Origin of the sequence: Pseudomonas sp. JQ170C (assembly GCF_035581345.1) — a bacterium.
Classification (GTDB): Bacteria; Pseudomonadota; Gammaproteobacteria; order Pseudomonadales; family Pseudomonadaceae; genus Aquipseudomonas.
The window spans coordinates 2,024,137-2,042,109 of record NZ_CP141608.1; the positions used below are offsets into that span (position 1 = coordinate 2,024,137).

General features: G+C 61.7%; 15 protein-coding genes. All 15 read right to left on the reverse strand.

Annotation, left to right across the window (positions count from 1 at the left end):
• Positions 1 to 96: 96 nt before the first annotated feature.
• The 15 genes from nuoN to aceA all read right to left on the reverse strand — a co-directional run bounded on the left by nuoN (position 97) and on the right by aceA (position 17,589).
• Positions 97 to 1,566 carry an NADH-quinone oxidoreductase subunit NuoN gene (gene nuoN / locus U9R80_RS09515; protein WP_301841550.1) on the reverse strand — a complete coding sequence of 490 codons (1,470 nt, stop codon included), beginning with the start codon at positions 1,564 to 1,566 and terminating at the stop codon, positions 97 to 99.
• A gap of 7 nt (positions 1,567 to 1,573) precedes the next feature.
• Positions 1,574 to 3,106: an NADH-quinone oxidoreductase subunit M gene (nuoM, locus tag U9R80_RS09520; protein ID WP_028944230.1), complete on the reverse strand. Its 1,533-nt coding sequence runs from the start codon at positions 3,104 to 3,106 to the stop codon at positions 1,574 to 1,576.
• A 39-nt stretch (positions 3,107 to 3,145) separates the two neighbouring features.
• Complete coding sequence (gene nuoL, locus U9R80_RS09525; RefSeq protein ID WP_028944231.1) at positions 3,146 to 4,999, reverse strand: NADH-quinone oxidoreductase subunit L; 1,854 nt, start codon at positions 4,997 to 4,999, stop codon at positions 3,146 to 3,148.
• Positions 4,996 to 5,304, reverse strand: a complete 309-nt coding sequence (gene nuoK, locus U9R80_RS09530) for an NADH-quinone oxidoreductase subunit NuoK (RefSeq protein ID WP_028944232.1) — start codon at positions 5,302 to 5,304, stop codon at positions 4,996 to 4,998. Before nuoK ends, nuoL begins: the two co-directional genes overlap by 4 nt.
• 4 nt (positions 5,305 to 5,308) lie before the next feature.
• Complete coding sequence (gene nuoJ, locus U9R80_RS09535; protein ID WP_028944233.1) at positions 5,309 to 5,809, reverse strand: NADH-quinone oxidoreductase subunit J; 501 nt, start codon at positions 5,807 to 5,809, stop codon at positions 5,309 to 5,311.
• A gap of 9 nt (positions 5,810 to 5,818) precedes the next feature.
• A complete protein-coding gene (gene nuoI / locus U9R80_RS09540; RefSeq protein ID WP_009400993.1) occupies positions 5,819 to 6,367 on the reverse strand; it encodes an NADH-quinone oxidoreductase subunit NuoI in 549 nt (182 codons plus the stop codon).
• A gap of 11 nt (positions 6,368 to 6,378) precedes the next feature.
• Entirely contained in the window at positions 6,379 to 7,386 is a 1,008-nt protein-coding gene (gene nuoH / locus U9R80_RS09545) for an NADH-quinone oxidoreductase subunit NuoH (protein WP_274118311.1), read from the reverse strand.
• Positions 7,383 to 10,097: an NADH-quinone oxidoreductase subunit NuoG gene (nuoG, locus tag U9R80_RS09550; protein WP_301841537.1), complete on the reverse strand. Its 2,715-nt coding sequence runs from the start codon at positions 10,095 to 10,097 to the stop codon at positions 7,383 to 7,385. The genes nuoH and nuoG overlap by 4 nt, the downstream gene beginning before the upstream one ends.
• A gap of 133 nt (positions 10,098 to 10,230) precedes the next feature.
• Positions 10,231 to 11,595 carry an NADH-quinone oxidoreductase subunit NuoF gene (gene nuoF, locus U9R80_RS09555; protein ID WP_301841535.1) on the reverse strand — a complete coding sequence of 455 codons (1,365 nt, stop codon included), beginning with the start codon at positions 11,593 to 11,595 and terminating at the stop codon, positions 10,231 to 10,233.
• Positions 11,592 to 12,089, reverse strand: a complete 498-nt coding sequence (gene nuoE / locus U9R80_RS09560; RefSeq protein WP_012313767.1) for an NADH-quinone oxidoreductase subunit NuoE — start codon at positions 12,087 to 12,089, stop codon at positions 11,592 to 11,594. Before nuoE ends, nuoF begins: the two co-directional genes overlap by 4 nt.
• Positions 12,090 to 12,091: 2 nt before the next feature.
• Entirely contained in the window at positions 12,092 to 13,873 is a 1,782-nt protein-coding gene (gene nuoC / locus U9R80_RS09565; RefSeq protein WP_301841532.1) for an NADH-quinone oxidoreductase subunit C/D, read from the reverse strand.
• 78 nt (positions 13,874 to 13,951) lie between these two features.
• The gene (locus U9R80_RS09570; RefSeq protein ID WP_010220398.1) at positions 13,952 to 14,629 is read right to left on the reverse strand and encodes an NADH-quinone oxidoreductase subunit B; all 678 of its coding nucleotides are present in this window, start codon (positions 14,627 to 14,629) and stop codon (positions 13,952 to 13,954) included.
• 10 nt (positions 14,630 to 14,639) lie between these two features.
• The gene (locus U9R80_RS09575) at positions 14,640 to 15,053 is read right to left on the reverse strand and encodes an NADH-quinone oxidoreductase subunit A (RefSeq protein WP_028944238.1); all 414 of its coding nucleotides are present in this window, start codon (positions 15,051 to 15,053) and stop codon (positions 14,640 to 14,642) included.
• Between the two features lie 359 nt (positions 15,054 to 15,412).
• Positions 15,413 to 16,075 (reverse strand): lysoplasmalogenase, encoded by a 663-nt coding sequence (locus U9R80_RS09580; RefSeq protein WP_301841525.1) that lies wholly within the window; start codon positions 16,073 to 16,075, stop codon positions 15,413 to 15,415.
• Between the two features lie 188 nt (positions 16,076 to 16,263).
• Positions 16,264 to 17,589, reverse strand: a complete 1,326-nt coding sequence (gene aceA / locus U9R80_RS09585) for an isocitrate lyase (RefSeq protein ID WP_301841523.1) — start codon at positions 17,587 to 17,589, stop codon at positions 16,264 to 16,266.
• Positions 17,590 to 17,973 lie beyond the last annotated feature (384 nt).

The window sequence follows — 17,973 nt, forward strand, 5'->3', positions numbered from 1 at the left end:
AATCATCAGACGAAGCACAGTCGCCGATTTGTGCCAGTACACCAGGTAAAAACAAAACACCCCGCCGAGGCGGGGTGTTTGCTGTTGCATCGCTGATCAACCGATCAGTTGCAGGCCTGCATGTTGGACCATGTCCAGCAGTGGTTGCGGGTACACGCCCAGCACGAAGGCGAGCAGTGCGATAGCCAGCAGCATGACGCCGCCGGTGCGCTGTTCCCAGTTCAGCGGGGCATCGTGACGACGCAGGTTAGGCTCGATCAGGAACAGGGTGACCATGACGCGCAGGTAGTAGAACACGCCGATGGCACTACCGATCACCAGGGCACCGACCAGCCACCACAGCTGCGACTCGACGCCGGTAGCAATGATGTAGAACTTGCCGATGAAGCCTGCGGTCAGCGGGATACCGGCCAGCGACAGCATCATCACGGTCAGTACGGCGGTCAGGTACGGACGGCGCCAGAACAGGCCGCGGTACTCGTACAGCGCATCGGCGTCACGACCGTTGTAGGGCGAGGACATCAGGGTGATCACACCGAAGGCGCCCAGGCTGGTGATCACGTAGGTGACCAGGTAGACACCGATCGCTTCCACGGCCAGGCCCTTGCTCGCCACCAGGGCGATCAACAGGTAACCGAAGTGGGCGATGGACGAGTAACCGAGCAGACGCTTGAGGTTGCTCTGGGTCAGCGCCAGGAGGTTACCGACCAGGATCGAGGCCACGGCGATCACCGACAGCACGGTGGTCAGCACGCCGCTGCTGGCAGCAGGGGAGAGCATGAACAGGCGCACGACTACGGCGAACACGGCAACCTTGCTGGCGGTGGCCAGGAAGGCGGCTACCGGAGCAGGTGCACCTTCGTACACGTCCGGGGTCCAGAGGTGGAACGGTACCAGCGACAGTTTGAACGCCAGGCCGACCAGCATCATGCCCAGACCCAGCTGAGCCAGCAGGCTTGGCATGTTGGTGGCCGCCAGGGCCTTGCCGATGCCATCGAAGCTCAGGCTGCCAGCGTCAGCGTAGAGCAGGGCCATACCGAACAGCAGGAAGGCCGAGCCTGCGGCCGACAGCACCATGTACTTGATGCCGGCTTCGAGCGAACGCTTGTTGAAGAACGCATACGCCACCAGACCGTAGACCGGTACCGAGAGCAGCTCCAGGCCGATGAACAGGCCGGCCAGGTGCTGCGCGCTGACCAGTACCAGGCCACCCAGGGCAGCCATGAGGATCAGCAGGTACAGTTCTTCGCGGTTGCCCGGGTAGCCTTTGCCGCCGTCACCCAGGTAGGCATGGGCGAGGGTCACGCAGGCCAGGGTGGCGATCAGGATCAGCGCCATGTACAGGCAGGCGAACTTGTCGATGGTCAGCAGCGGGGTGACCGCCAGAGGCACGACTTTCAATACCGGGATGATCGACAGCAGGGCCAGGTTCAGGCCCACGGTCGACAGCAGGAAGGTTTGCGAGTGGTTGCGGCGCCAGGCGATCGCCAGCATCACCACGACAACGGTGATGGTGGTGATCAGCAGCGGCGCAAGCGCGATAAAGTGTTGAATCGTCAGGTCCATAGCGCTCTTACCGGGCCGAAGCGAGTTGAGTGAAAGCGGTACCGATCCACTGCTGCACACCGCTCATGGTGGCGGCAGAAGTGTCCAGGAACGGCTGCGGGTAGATGCCCAGCAAGATCAGCAGGCCAGCCAGGCCCAGTACCATGATCATTTCGCGGGTATCCATGCCAGCCAGGACTTCATCGGATTTCGCAGGGCCGAAGTAGGCACGGTGGATCATGATCAGCGAGTAGACCGAACCGAACACCAGGCCGGAAGTGGCGATCACAGTGACCCATGGGGAACTGACGAAGGCACCGATCAGGATCAGGAACTCACCGACGAAGTTACCGGTGCCTGGCAAGCCGAGCGAGGCGGCTGCGAAGAACAGGCTGATGGCCGGCAGGTAGGCGATACGGTGCCACAGGCCACCCATCTGACGCATGTCACGGGTATGCAGGCGCTCGTACAACTGGCCGCTGAGGATAAACAGCGCCGCAGCCGACAGGCCGTGGGCCAGCATCTGGATCACTGCGCCTTGCAGGGCTTGCTGGCTGCCGGAGTAGATACCGATCAGTACGAAGCCCATGTGCGAAACGCTGGAGAAGGCGATCAGACGCTTGATGTCGGTCTGGGCGAAGGCCAGGAACGCACCGTAGAAGATCCCGATCAGACCGAGGGTCATGGCGATCGGCGCAAACTCGGCCGAGGCATTCGGGAACAGCGGCAGGGCGAAACGCAGCAGGCCGTAGGCAGCGGTTTTGAGCAAGATACCGGCCAGGTCGACCGAACCTGCGGTCGGTGCCTGGGCGTGAGCGTCAGGCAGCCAGGAGTGGAACGGTACCACCGGCAGCTTGACCGCGAAGGCGATGAAGAAGCCGAGCATCAGCAGGTATTCGGTGCCCGCCGGCAGGTCGGCCTTGAGCAACTGGGTGTAGTCGAAGGTGATCACACCGGTGTTGCTGTAGTTGACCAGTACCAGGCCCAGGATCGCCACCAACATGATCAGGCCGCTGGCCTGGGTGAAGATGAAGAACTTGGTTGCCGCGTAGATCCGGGTCTTCTTGCCGTCGGAGGAGCTGTGACCCCAGAGCGCGATGAGGAAATACATCGGCACCAGCATCATTTCCCAGAAGAAGAAGAACAGGAACAGGTCCAGGGCCAGGAACACACCGACCACGCCGCCCAGGATCCACATCAGGTTGAGGTGGAAGAAGCCGACGTGACGCTGGATCTCTTTCCAGGAACACAGTACCGAGAGCACACCGAGCAGGCCGGTAAGCAGGATCATCAGCAGCGACAGGCCGTCGAGGGCCAGGTGCAGGCTGATGCCGAAGCGCTCGATCCACAGCACTTTGAATTCGACCGCCCACTCAGGCGCAGCGCCTGGTGCAGGGGCCAGGGTGTAGTCCCCGTTGGCCCACAGCCAGAGGCCGATACCAAGCAGCAGGGACATGGTCAGCAGCGCAATCCAGCGCGGCAGGGTGGCGCCGAAGCGCTCACCCAGCCAGCACAGCAGGCCGCCGATGAAGGGGATCAGGATCAGCCAAGGCAAAATCATGACGGGCTCAATTCCTTTCGCAAAGTCGCAAGGTTCATATCAGACCGCAGCCATAACAACGGCACCGAGCACAAGCACGGCACCTACGGCGATCGAAGCGGTGTACCAGCGCAGCTGACCGGTTTCGGTTTTGCTCATGGCGGCATGACCGCCCTTCGCCATACGCGGAATCAGGCCAATGCTGCGGTCAACCGGATCCTTGCGCAGGATGTGGCTGATCAGCAGGTAAGGTTTGACGAACAGCTTGTCGTAGATCCAGTCGAAGCCCCAGGCGGCGAACCACCAGGCCGAGAGGACGCGGCCGATGCCGCTGTTGGCGATGGCCGTGACCAGGCGACGCTTGCCCAGGAACAGCACCGCGGCCAGCAGGATACCGGCGATGGCGATGGCGCCCGAGGCGATCTCCAGGCTGTGCTTGGCTTCGCCGCCGGCATGGCCGACGCTCTGCGGCAGTACGCCCGCCAGTGGTGGATGAATCCAGGCACCAACGAAGGTCGACAGCACGATCAGCACGCCCAGCGGCAGCCAGTGGGAGATACCGTGGCCAGCATGGGCTTCGGTCTTGGCTTCGCCGTGGAAGGCGATGAAGATCAGGCGGAAGGTGTACAGCGAGGTCATGAACGCACCAACCAGACCGGCGTACAGCAGGCCGTTGTTGCCGCTGGCGAAGGCTTCCCAGAGGATTTCGTCCTTGGAGTAGAAGCCTGCGGTCAGGATCGGCAGGGCAGCCAGGGCGGCACCACCGACGATGAAGCTGGCGTAGGCCAGAGGCAGTTTCTTCCACAGGCCACCCATCTTGAAGATGTTCTGCTCGTGGTGGCAGGCAACGATCACCGCACCGGAAGCAAGGAACAGCAGGGCCTTGAAGAAGGCGTGGGTCATCAGGTGGAAGATCGCGCCGTCCCAGGCGCCAACGCCCAGGGCCAGGAACATGTAGCCGATCTGGCTCATGGTCGAGTAGGCGAGGATACGCTTGATGTCGGTCTGGACCAGGGCGGCAAAGCCGGCCAGCACCAGGGTCACGCCGCCGACCACACCGACCAGGTGCAGCACGTCGGGTGCCAGGGCGAACAGGCCGTGGGTACGGGCGATCAGGTAGACGCCCGCGGTCACCATGGTTGCGGCGTGGATCAGTGCCGAAACCGGGGTAGGGCCCGCCATTGCGTCTGCCAGCCAGGTCTGCAGCGGCAACTGGGCGGATTTACCGACCGCGCCACCGAGCAGCATCAGGGTGGCCAGGACCATCCAGAAGTCGCCTGCCTGGAATTTCTGCGGCGCCAGGACCAGCAGCTCCTGGACGTTCAGAGTGCCCAGTTGCTGGAACAGGATGAACAGGCCGATGGCCATGAACACGTCGCCGATACGGGTGACGATGAAGGCTTTGAGTGCCGCGTTACCGTTGTTGCGGTTGCTGTAGTAGAAACCGATCAACAGGTACGAGCACAGGCCTACGCCTTCCCAACCGAAGTAGATGAACAGCAGGTTGTCGCCCAGGACCAGGAACAACATGCTGGCAATGAACAGGTTGGTGTAGGCGAAGAAGCGCGAGTAGCCAGCTTCACCGCGCATGTACCAGGACGCGAACAGGTGGATCAGGAAACCCACGCCGGTGACCACGCCGAGCATGGTGACCGACAGACCGTCAACGTACAGGGTGAAGTTCGGCGCAAAACCGTCCACCGACATCCACTGCCACAGCAGTTGGCTGTACGCGCCGCCTTCCGGCGGTGCAACGTTGAACTGCCAGATCACGTAGGCGGCCACGGCGGCCGAGAGGCCTACCGAACCGACGCCGATCAGTGCTGAGAGGTTCTCCGAGAACCGTCCACGGGAGAACGACAGCAGCAGGAAGCCGATCAGGGGGAATACGAAAGTCAGAAAGATAAGGTTCATCCGCGCATCTCACTGGCTGCATCGATGTCGAGAGTGTGGAAGCGGCGATACAGCTGCAGCAGGATCGCCAGGCCGATACTGGCCTCGGCGGCTGCCAGGCTGATCACCAGGATGAACATGATCTGTCCATCCGGCTGCGCCCAGCGGCTGCCGGCGACGATGAAGGCCAGAGCAGAGGCGTTCATCATGATTTCCAGGCTCATCAACACGAAAAGAATGTTGCGGCGCACCATCAGGCCAACGAGGCCAAGGCAGAACAGGATGCCGGCGACTGCCAGACCGTGCTCGAGAGGGATAGCTGGCATGTGATTACTCCTTCGCCTCGTTGCGGCCGAGGTGGAAGGCCGTCACCGCTGCGGCGAGCAGCAGCATCGAGGCCAGTTCCACCACCAGCAGGTAGGGACCGTAAAGGCTGATGCCGACGGCCTTGGCGTCGACCGTGGTGTGGCCGATGCTGGCACCGCTTTCGTTGCTGAACAGCACGTACAGCAATTCAAGTAGCAGCAGCGAGGCCAGGACCACGGGGCCCAGCCAGATACCCGGCTTGAGCCAGCCACGTTCCTGGGCGACCGAAGCCGGGCCCAGGTTGAGCATCATCACTACGAAGACGAACAGCACCATGATGGCGCCAGCGTAAGCGATCACTTCCAGGACACCGGCGAACGGGGCGCCAAGGGCGAAGAACGTCATCGCCACGGAGATCAGCGAAATGATCAGGTAGAGCAGGGCGTGCACGGGGTTGGTGTTGGTGATCACCCGAAGGGTGGACACCACAGCGACACCGGATGCGAAATAGAAAGCGAATTCCATCTTTCTTCCTTAAGGGAGCAAGCTCTTCACGTTGATCGGCTCGGCTTCGTTCTGCGCGGCGCCTTTCGGCTTGCCGGCAACAGCCATACCTGCAACACGGTAGAAGTTGTAGTCAGGGTTCTTGCCTGGACCGGAGATCAGCAGATCTTCTTTCTCGTACACCAGATCCTGACGTTTGAACTCGGCCATCTCGAAATCCGGCGTGAGCTGGATTGCGGTGGTCGGGCAGGCTTCCTCGCAGAGGCCGCAGAAAATGCAACGGGAGAAGTTGATGCGGAAGAACTCCGGGTACCAACGACCGTCTTCTGTTTCGGCTTTCTGCAGCGAGATGCAACCGACCGGGCACGCCACGGCACACAGGTTGCACGCTACACAGCGCTCTTCGCCATCCGGGTCGCGGGTCAGGACGATGCGGCCACGGTAGCGTGGCGGCAGGTAGACCGGCTCTTCGGGGTACTGCAGGGTGTCACGTTTGCGAAACCCGTGAGAGAACACCATCACCAGGCTGCGCAGCTGAGTGCCGGTGCCCTTAACGATGTCGCCAATATATTTGAACATGGGTCAAATCCTCACTGGGCCGCAACAGCTGGCGTGTTGAGCAACACGAGCGCAGCGGTCACCAGCAAATTGATCAGGGTCAGCGGCAGGCAGAACTTCCAGCTGAAGTCCATCACCTGGTCATAGCGCGGGCGCGGAATCGAGGCGCGCAGCAGGATGAACAGCATGATGAAGAACGCGGTTTTCAGGGCGAACCACAGGAACGGTACTTGCGGCAGGATGCCGAACGGACCGTGCCAGCCACCGAAGAACAGGGTTACCAGCAGCGCCGAGATCAGGATGATGCCGATGTACTCACCCACGAAGAACATGCCCCATTTCATGCCGGCATATTCAATGTGGTAACCGTCGGCCAGTTCCTGTTCTGCTTCCGGCTGGTCGAAGGGGTGACGGTGAGTCACGGCCACGCCAGCGATGAAGAAGGTGCAGAAGCCAAAGAACTGCGGAATGATGAACCACAGGTTCTGTGCCTGGTAGTCGACGATGTCACGCATGTTGAACGAGCCAACCTGCGCCACGATACCCATCAGCGCCAGGCCCATGAACACTTCGTACGACACGGTCTGGGCCGAGGCCCGCAGGCTGCCGAGCAGGGCGTACTTGTTGTTCGAGGCCCAGCCGGCGAACAGTACGGCGTACACCGACAGACCCGCCATGGCGAAGAAGAACAACAGGCCGATGTTCAGGTCCGCGACACCCCAGGTCGGGGTAATCGGCACGATGGCGAAGGCGATCAGCAAGGCACTCATGGCCACGACCGGCGCCAGGGTGAAGATCATCTTGTCGACGAAGGGCGGGTTCCAGTCTTCCTTGAAGAACATCTTCAGCATGTCGGCTGCGATCTGGAACATACCGAACGGGCCCACACGGTTCGGACCGTAGCGGTCCTGCCACCAGCCCAGCAGGCGCCGCTCGACGAAGCTGAGCAGCGCACCGCAGACCACCACGGCCAGCAAGACCACGACGGCCTTGACGACGGTGATGATCACATCGATCACTTCGGGGGTGAACCAGGTCATTGTGCTGCCTCCTGCAGGCCTTCGACGGATGCACCGAAGATGGCTGGCGGGATACCGGCCAGGCCTTTCGGCAGGGCAACCAGGCCAGCGCCCAGTTCTTCATTGACACGCAGCGGCAGACGCAGGGTCTGGCCAGCCACGTTCAGGCTGAGCATCGCACCGTCGTTGACACCCAGGCGGTCGGCCTCGGACTTGGCCAGCGCGACGTAGGCTTGCGGGATGCGCTCTTGCACCGGCGCGGCGCGCGAGGAATTCTCTTCGCTGCCGAACAGGTGGTAGAACGGCACCGCCTGCCAGGTGCCACGGGCCGGGGAGAACGCGCCCGGAATAGCGGCGAACCAGTTGAGCTTGTCACCCTGGGATTCGATCAGGCGGGTACCTGGGTCGCCTGCACGCAGGTGACCACCGACCTCGTCCTGGAACTTGTTCCAGGCCTGTGGCGAGTTCCAGCCCGGGGACCAGGCGAACGGCACTTGCGAGCGTGGTTCGGCCGAGCCCGAGTAACCTTCCATGGAGAACGCGAAGGCGGTGTCTTTGTCTTGTGGGGTACGCGGTTCGTGCACGCTGATGTTGGCGCGCATGGCGGTACGACCGGAGTAACGCAGCGGCTCACGGGCCAGCTTCATGCCTTTGATGCGGAACGCGGCCGATGGCGCGGCATTGACGATGCCGGTCAGTTGCGGGGCGGCCGAGGCGCAGGCGCTGGTGACGTGGTCCAGTTGAGTCCAGTCCACCGGCTTGTTCAGCAGGGTGGCACGCAGGGCGTGCATCCAGCGCCAGCCTTCGTGAACCAGGATGCTGCTGTCCAGGTAGGTGGGGTCGAACACTTGGAAGAAGCGCTGGGCGCGGCCTTCCTGGCTGACCAGGGTACCGTCGCCTTCGGCGAAGCTGGCCGCCGGCAGCACCAGGTGGGCGCGGTCGGTGGTGGCGGTTTTCTGGTGGTCGGCAACGATGATCACCTTGGCGGCGGCCAGGGCAGCGTCGACCTTGGCGGCCGGTACGCGGCTGTACAGGTCGTTTTCCAGCACGACGATGGCGTCGGCCTTGCCGGAAATCACTGCGTCCAGGGCGGCGTCGATGGACTCGCCACCAAGCATCGCCATGCCCAGGCTGTTGGCCTCAGGGACCACCAGGCTCAGGGAGCCGTTCTTCTCGCGCAGCTTCAGCGCCTTGGCGATGTTGGCAGCAGCTTCGATCAGGGCCTTGGAGCCCAGCGAAGTACCGGCAACCACCAGCGGACGGTTGGCGGCAACCAGGGCGTCGGCGATGCGCTTGGCCAGTTCCAGGGCTTCGGCGTCCAGGCCTTCGACGGCTGGAGCGCTTGGGTCGATGGCATGAGCGACGGCGAAACCGATGCGCGCCAGGTCGTCGGGAGCGGCGTGTACGCACTCTTCGGCGACGTCATCGAGCTTGGTTTCGGCCAGGCTGGCGATGAACAGCGGGTACATGGCGTGCTGGCCGATGTTCTTCACTGCAGCGTCGAGCCAAGGCTGAACGCGCATGGCATCGGCCATGGCCTCGGCCTTGCCCTTGACCGACTGGCGCAGGGCCAGGGCGACGCGGGCGGCGGTCTGGGTCAGGTCTTCGCCGAGGACGAACACGGCGTCGTGGTCTTCCATTTCGCGCAGGGTAGGGACCGGCAGCGGGCTGTCGTTCAGCACCTGCAGGGCCAGGCGCACGCGCTCCAGCTCACCGGCTTCCATACCCGAGTAGAAGTGCTCGGCACCGACCAGCTCGCGCAGGCCATAGTTGCTTTCGAGGCTGGCGCGTGGCGAGCCGATACCGACGATGTTGCGACCGCGCAGCATGTCGGCGGCCTTGTCCAGCGCTGCGTCCAGGCTCAGCTTGGTGCCATCGGCCAGCAGCGGCTGACGTGGGCGGTCGGTGCGGTTGACGTAGCCATAGCCGAAACGGCCACGGTCGCAGAGGAAGTACTGGTTGACCGAGCCGTTGTAGCGGTTCTCGATACGGCGAAGTTCGCCGTAACGCTCACCCGGGCTGATGTTGCAGCCGCTGGAGCAACCGTGGCAGATGCTTGGGGCAAACTGCATGTCCCACTTGCGGTTATAGCGCTCGGAGTGGGTTTTGTCGGTGAACACACCGGTCGGGCAGACCTCGGTGAGGTTACCGGAGAACTCGCTTTCCAGCGCGCCGTCTTCAACGCGACCGAAGTAGACGTTGTCGTGGGCACCGAACACGCCCAGGTCGGTACCGCCGGCGTAGTCCTTGTAGTAGCGCACGCAGCGGTAGCAGGCGATGCAGCGGTTCATCTCGTGGGCGATGAACGGGCCGAGTTCCTGGTTCTGGTGGGTACGCTTGGTGAAGCGGTAGCGGCGCTCGTTGTGGCCGGTCATTACCGTCATGTCTTGCAGGTGGCAGTGACCGCCTTCCTCGCAGACCGGGCAGTCGTGCGGGTGGTTGGTCATCAGCCATTCGACGACGCTGGCACGGAATACCTTGGCTTCTTCGTCTTCGATGGAAATCCAGCTGCCATCGGAGGCAGGGGTCATGCAGGACATGACGATACGACCACGGGTGTCGTTCTCGTCGGTGTACTGCTTGACCGCGCACTGGCGGCAGGCGCCAACGCTACCGAGCGCCGGGTGCCAGCAGAAATAGGGGATGTCGAGGCCTAGCGACAGACACGCCTGTAACAGGTTGTCTGCGCCGTTGACTTCGAGCTCTTTGCCGTCTACGTGGATAGTGGCCATGGTTCAAAGTTCTTCGTTGGCCCGCATGTGCGGGCGTGGCTAATGGAAAACTGTGTGCCTGCAGCCCGCTACAGGCATCCCCGAGCGAGCTGAGCAAGCAGCGGACGGCACGGACCGTCCGCATTTTTATTCGTTATGCGCCGACGACGATTGGCTTCGCCAGGTCCGGGCGCAGGGCAGTGGCTGCAGGAGCAGTCGCAATGCCGGCCTCGAACTCGGGGCGGAAGTACTTGATCGCGCTACCCAGCGGCTCCACAGCACCTGGTGCGTGTGCACAGAAGGTCTTGCCTGGGCCGAGGAAACCGACCAGGCCCAGCAGCGTCTCGATGTCGCCTTGCTGGCCCTGGCCTTGCTCGAGGGCGCGCAGGAGCTTGACGCTCCACGGCAGGCCATCGCGGCACGGGGTGCAGAAGCCGCACGATTCGCGGGCAAAGAACTCTTCCATGTTGCGCAGCAGCGACACCATGTTGATGCTGTCGTCCACGGCCATGGCCAGGCCAGTACCCATACGGGTGCCGACCTTGGCGATGCCACCGGCGTACATTTGCGCATCCAGGTGTTCAGGCAGGAGGAAGCCGGTGCCGGCGCCACCTGGCTGCCAGCACTTGAGCTTGAAGCCATCGCGCATGCCGCCGGCGTAGTCCTCGAACAGCTCGCGGGCAGTCACGCCAAAGGGCAGTTCCCACAGGCCAGGGTTCTTGACCTTGCCGGAGAAGCCCATCAGCTTGGTGCCGTGGTCTTCGGAACCTTCGCGGGCCAGCGACTTGTACCAGTCGATGCCGTTGCCGACGATGGCCGGCACGTTGCACAGGGTCTCGACGTTGTTCACGCACGTCGGCTTGCCCCAGACGCCCACGGCGGCAGGGAAGGGCGGCTTGGAACGAGGATTGGCACGGCGGCCTTCGAGGGAGTTGATCAGTGCGGTTTCTTCACCGCAGATGTAACGACCGGCGCCGGTATGGACGAACAGCTCGAAATCGAAGCCGCTGCCCAGGATGTTCTTGCCCAGCAGGCCGGCGGCCTTGGCTTCTTCAACCGCGCGGTTGAGGTTGCGCGCTGCGGTGGTGTATTCGCCACGCAGGAAGATATAGCCGCGGTATGCCTTGAGCGCACGGGCGCTGATCAGCATGCCTTCGATCAGCAGATGGGGCTGTTGCTCCATCAGCATGCGGTCTTTCCAGGTGTTGGGCTCCATTTCGTCCGCGTTGCACAGCAGGTAGCGGATGTTCATGGATTCGTCTTTGGGCATCAGGCCCCATTTGACGCCGGTGGGGAAGCCCGCACCGCCACGACCCTTGAGGCCGGAATCTTTCACGGTCTGGACGATATCGTCCTGGGACATTTGCGCCAGGGCCTTGCGGGCAGCGGCGTAGCCGTCCTTGGCCTGGTACTCGTCGAGCCAGATCGGCTCGCCGTCGTCACGCAGGCGCCAGGTCAGCGGATGGGTTTCAGCCGAACGGGCGATACGGTTGGCCGGGCCGAAGGAAGTGATGGTCATACGTAACCCTCCAGCAGTTTGGAAACGCCAGCAGGCTGGACGTCGCCAAAGGTGTCGTCGTCGATCATCAGCGCCGGTGCCTTGTCGCAGTTACCCAGGCAGCACACAGGCAGCAGGGTGAAGCGACCATCGGCGGTGGTCTGGCCCAGGCCGATACCCAGCTCGCTCTGGATCTGGCTGACCACGGACTCGTGGCCGCCGATGTAGCAGACCATGCTGTCGCAGACGCGGATGATGTGCCGGCCAACCGGCTGACGGAAGATCTGACTATAGAAGGTAGCCACGCCTTCGACGTCGCTGGCAGGAATGCCGAGCACTTCGCCGATGGCGTAGATGGCACCGTCAGGTACCCAGCCACGTTCCTTCTGGACGATCTTCAGGGCTTCGATGGACGCCGCGCGCGGGTCCTCGTAGTGATGCATCTCGTGCTCGATGGCCGAGCGCTCGGTTTCGCTCAGGGCGAAACGGTCGGTTTGGATAAGCGTGCTGTTCATGCTTAGCGGTCCACGTCAGCCATAACGAAGTCGATACTGCCCAGGTACGCAATGAGGTCCGCGACCATGCTGCCGCGGATCACCGAAGGGATCTGCTGCAGATGCGGGTAGCTCGGAGTACGGATCCGGGTGCGGTAGCTCATGGTGCCGCCGTCGCTCGTCAGGTAGTAACTGTTGATGCCCTTGGTCGCCTCGATCATCTGGAAGGATTCGTTGGCCGGCATGACCGGGCCCCACGAAACCTGCAGGAAGTGAGTGATCAGGGTTTCGATGTGCTGCAGGGTGCGCTCTTTCGGTGGCGGCGTGGTCAGCGGGTGATCCGCCTTGTACGGGCCTTCCGGCATGTTGCGCAGGCACTGGTCGATGATGCGGATACTCTGGCGCATCTCCTCGACACGGACCATGCAGCGATCGTAGGCATCGCCGTTGTGGGCCAGCGGCACTTCGAACTCGAAGTTCTCGTAGCCGGAGTAAGGGCGGGCTTTGCGCAGGTCGAAGTCCAGGCCGGTGGAGCGCAGGCCGGCACCGGTGACGCCCCATTCCAGGGCCTCTTTGGTGTTGTACTGGGCAACGCCGATGGTACGGCCCTTGAGGATGCTGTTCTGCAGGGCAGCCTTGGTGTACTCGTCCAGGCGCTTTGGCAGCCATTCGACGAAGTCCTTGACCAGCTTGTCCCAGCCGCGCGGCAGGTCGTGGGCTACGCCACCGATGCGGTACCAGGCCGGGTGCAGGCGGAAGCCGGTGATGGCTTCGATCACGGTGTAGGCGCGCTGGCGGTCGGTGAAGGTGAAGAACACCGGGGTCATGGCGCCGACGTCCTGGATGTAGGTACCCAGGAACAGCAGGTGGCTGGTGATCCGGAAGAATTCGGCGAGCATGATGCGAATCACGTCGACCTTCTGCGGTACCTGGATGCCGGCCAGCTTCTCGACCGCGAGCACGTACGGCAGGTTGTTCATCACCCCGCCGAGGTAGTCGATACGGTCGGTATAGGGAATGAAGCTGTGCCAGGACTGGCGCTCGGCCATCTTCTCGGCACCACGGTGGTGGTAGCCGATGTCCGGAACGCAGTCGACGATCTCTTCACCGTCCAGCTGCAGCACGATACGGAAGGCACCATGAGCCGATGGGTGGTTCGGACCCAGGTTGAGGAACATGTAGTCCTCGTTGGCGCCGTGGCGCTTCATGCCCCAGGCTTCAGGGTTGAAGCGCGCGGCTTCTTCCTCGAGCTGCTGCTTGGCCAGGGTCAGGCTGTACGGGTCGAATTCGGTGGCGCGGGCAGGGTAGTCCTTGCGCAGCGGGTGACCTTCCCAGGTCGGCGGCATCATGATGCGGGTCAGGTGCGGGTGGCCGGCAAAGTCGATGCCGAACATGTCCCAGACTTCACGCTCGTACCAGTTGGCGTTCGGCCAGATACCGGTGACGGTAGGCAGGTTCAGGTCGCCCTCGCTCAAGGCTACCTTGATCATCACGTCGCTGTTCCGTTCCACCGAGAGCAGGTGGTAGAACACGCTGAAGTCGGCACCTGGCAGGCCACGGCGCTGGGTGCGCAGACGCTCGTCCACACCGTGCAGGTCGTAGAGCATGCTGTACGGCTTGGCGACATTGCGCAGGAAGCTCAGGACTTCCTTGAGTTTGGCGCGGGTAACCCAAAGCACCGGCATGCCGGTGCGGGTTTCCTGGGCGACGAACGCCTCGGGGCCGAATTTGTTGTTCAGTTCGACGACCACATCCTGGTCGTCAGCCTTGTAAGGCGGGATATAAATAGCGGTGTCCGCTGTCATGGTCTCGGTCGCTTTCGGTCAACGTAGAGAATGAAGCCAGGCTGCCTGTCGCGCACGCGCAGGCAACAGATAGCTGGATCAGACTTCGTCGGGGCTGCGCAGGTTGGTGACCTGGATGCGCTGTTCACGGCGTTGCTCTTTCTGCGACGGCATCTCGGCACGGTAAATGCCTTGATCACCGACAACCCAGGAAAGAGGACGACGCTCCTGGCCAATCGACTCCTGCAACAGCATCAGGCCTTGCAGGAAGGCTTCAGGGCGAGGCGGGCAGCCAGGCACATAGACATCCACGGGGAGGAACTTGTCGACCCCCTGAACGACCGAGTAAATGTCGTACATGCCGCCGGAGTTGGCGCACGAACCCATGGAAATGACCCATTTCGGTTCGAGCATCTGCTCGTACAGGCGCTGGATGATCGGCGCCATCTTGATGAAGCAGGTGCCGGCGATGACCATGAAGTCGGCCTGACGCGGCGAGGCCCGGATGACTTCGGCGCCGAAGCGGGCGATGTCGTGGGGCGCCGTGAAGGCCGTGGTCATTTCCACGTAGCAGCAGGAGAGGCCGAAGTTGTACGGCCACAGGGAGTTTTTACGCCCCCAATTGACCGCGCCACTGAGTACATCTTCAAGCTTGCCCATGAAGATGTTCTTGTGGACCTGGTCCTCTAGCAGCGAGTCGGAGACGGTTTCCCGTTCACCGATTGGATACTGCTCGTTAGGCGCATCCGGGTCGATTCTGGTGAGATTGTATTGCATTGCCAAAGCCTCATTGTTTCAGCTTCGCTTGCCGCTTACGACGAGCTTCCGGAGCCCAGTCAAGGGCGCCCACTCGGAATAGGTAGACAAGGCCTGCCAACAGAATTGCTATGAAAACGAGAGCTTCGACGAATCCGGTCCAGCCGCTTTCGCGGACGGACACAGACCATGCAAAGAGAAAGAGGGCTTCGATATCGAAGATCACGAACAGCATCGCGACCAGATAGAATTTGGCTGACAGGCGCAAGCGGGCGCCGCCAGTGGGCAGCATGCCGGACTCGAAGGGTTCGTTCTTGCTGCGGCCCCAGGCCTTGCTACCGAGCAGGGCGGACAGGCCGAGCATGAAGGCACAGAGGCCAACGACACCCAAAAGGAAAATGGCAAAGCCCCAGTTGTGGGCGATGAGTCCTGTCGAATCGGGCATGCTGAAAAATCCTTATACAGAGACCAGTCTCTGCGGTTTGAAAAGAAGTAGAGCAGTGACGATATGTCGCAGCGGAATCTATCGCGCTGATTTTATGGGTAAACCCGGTGCAAGTAAAATTTCTGCAGCAAATTTATTCGTAGCATTAAGAACAAAAATCTTTCGTAACAGCCTGCAGGCCACGTGGCGCGGGCATTGCCCCAGGTTTTGTTAATTATGTTTCTTGCAAAGCGTAATGAACCTGAAACTTCGTAATGATAATTAATATCATTTGTGGGTATAAGATTAGTCCTACTATCGAGGTCAACTACAAAGTTGTGCAACATTGCCATCACCTGCAAGTTTCAGGGCTTGCTGTTCTAACTGATTTTTTCTCGTACTGCTGCGCTCTGGATCAAGGCTTTTGACGATTTCCCGGCAAGCGCCGAGGCGGCGATGGCCCATTGTCCCAGCCAGTAGGCAACGATGATCAGGTAGGGCGCTGCGGAGAACTGGCCGACAAAACGGTCAATGCCGATCAGGCTGTCAGAAAACACAAAGGCGACAGCCCCCAGCGCTGCCAATCCGCCACAGGCCAGTGCGCGCCATAGCATGGCGGTGATGGCCAGGGCGTAGACCGTCACCGGAATCAGCAGCTCGCCCAATCCGTGACTGATCAACACGCCCAGCAATGCCGTGCCGACGATAGTCGAGCCCACCAAGGCCAGGGGTGCCAGGCGGCGCGTTGCGCCCAGGTAGGCGCGCAGGTAGGCCAGGTGGGCGCAGAGAAACGCCGCAAGGCCGAATACGAACAGATCGCCGGGGGCGGCGAGAAGGATGTCGCCCAGCAGCGAGAAGCCCAGGCCAATCATGATCCAGTGCCGGTAGCGACCAGGCTCGGCAGCCCCCAACCACACTAGCAGCGCAATCACCGGAAGGGGTTTGACGGCAAGGCCCAGCAGCGGCGACTGGGTGGCCAGTGCATATATATAGAGGGCAGCGCCGAGCAGCGCCAGGCCGAGCAGGGTGATGGGGCGGGGCATGGCCGATCCTTGGAAATCGTGTGCGCTAAGGATAGCCAATGGAAATTTATAAGAAAGTGCCGAATCGGCCACATCGCCGGGCACTGTAGGGGCATGCTTATCCTGCGATCAGAAAAGACAAAACCCGGAGCCCCATCACAGGCCCCGGGTTTTGCGTTTCACCCGAATCGGTTACCGCTGATCAGTGATCAGTGGAACTGCTCTTCTTCGGTCGAGCCGGTCAGTGCGGTTACCGAAGACTTGCCACCCTGGATCACGGTGGTCATGTCGTCGAAGTAGCCGGTGCCGACTTCCTGCTGGTGCGCCACGAAGGTGTAGCCTTTCGATGCGTCAGCGAACTCTTGCTCTTGCAGTTTCACGTAGGCGGTCATGTCGTTGCGGGCGTAGTCGTGCGCCAGGTTGAACATGCCGTGCCACATGTTGTGGATACCGGCCAGGGTGATGAACTGGTGCTTGTAGCCCATGGCCGACAGTTCGCGCTGGAACTTGGCGATGGTCGCGTCGTCCAGGTTTTTCTTCCAGTTGAAGGAAGGCGAGCAGTTGTAGGACAGGATCTGGTCCGGGTATTCCTTCTTGATTGCTTCGGCGAAGCGACGAGCTTCTTCGAGGTCCGGCTTGGCGGTTTCGCACCAGATCAGGTCGGCGTACGGCGCGTAGGCCAGGCCACGAGCGATGGCTTGATCCAGGCCTGCACGTACTTTGTAGAAGCCTTCCTGGGTACGATCGCCGATCACGAACGGCTGGTCGTACGGGTCGCAGTCACTGGTCAGCAGGTCAGCGGCGTTGGCATCGGTACGGGCCAGGATGATGGTCGGTACGCCAGCAACGTCGGCAGCCAGGCGGGCGGCGGTCAGCTTCTGTACGGCTTCCTGGGTCGGAACCAGTACCTTGCCGCCCATGTGGCCGCATTTTTTCACCGAGGCCAGTTGGTCTTCGAAGTGAACGCCGGCGGCGCCTGCTTCGATCATGTTCTTCATCAGTTCGTAGGCGTTCAGTACGCCGCCGAAACCGGCTTCGGCGTCAGCCACGATCGGTGCGAAGTAGTCGACGTAGCCGTCATCACCTGGGTTCTTGCCGGCTTTCCACTGGATCTGGTCGGCACGACGGAACGAGTTGTTGATGCGCTTGACCACGGTTGGAACCGAGTCCACTGGGTACAGCGACTGGTCGGGGTACATGGACTCGGCCGAGTTGTTGTCGGCAGCCACTTGCCAGCCGGACAGGTAGATAGCCTGGATACCGGCCTTGACCTGTTGTACTGCCTGGCCGCCGGTCAGGGCGCCCATGCAGTTGACGAAATCTTTTTCTGGGCGGAAGGACGGGTGTGCACCCTGGGTGACCAGCTTCCACAGCTTCTCGGCACCCATGCGGGCCAGGGTGTGCTCAGGCTGGACCGAGCCACGCAGACGTACGACATCAGCAGCGGTGTAGGTACGGGTCACGCCTTTCCAGCGCGGGTTTTCGGCCCAGTCTTTTTCGAGGGCTGCAATTTGCTGTTCGCGTGTCAGTGCCATGGAAATAAACCTCGTCGCATCGGTCTTGGGTAAAAAATTCTCGCTCACACAGCGCAGATCAGAAGCCTGGCGTAAGTCATGTTCAGCGAAATGTGCGACGGTCGAACGATGGGGCTCGAAGAGGGGAAGTGAGCAGGCGTTGGCGAGGTTTTCGCTGCAGGGTGGCTCGTGGTTGCCGAACTGCAGTGAACAGTGCTGCCGGGTGCCTTTTGATGCGCTTCCGTCCCTCGGGACAACTTCGTTCCAGTCGCAATCTCGTCAAACTGCCTTGTGGGCTGTACAGACACGGGCCGACTCAGGTGGGTAGGTTAGAGTGCGGCTCGAAGGCCCTTGCCAGGGCCTCTGATTAGCGGGAGCGGGGCCATCATGCCTCTACGGATTGTG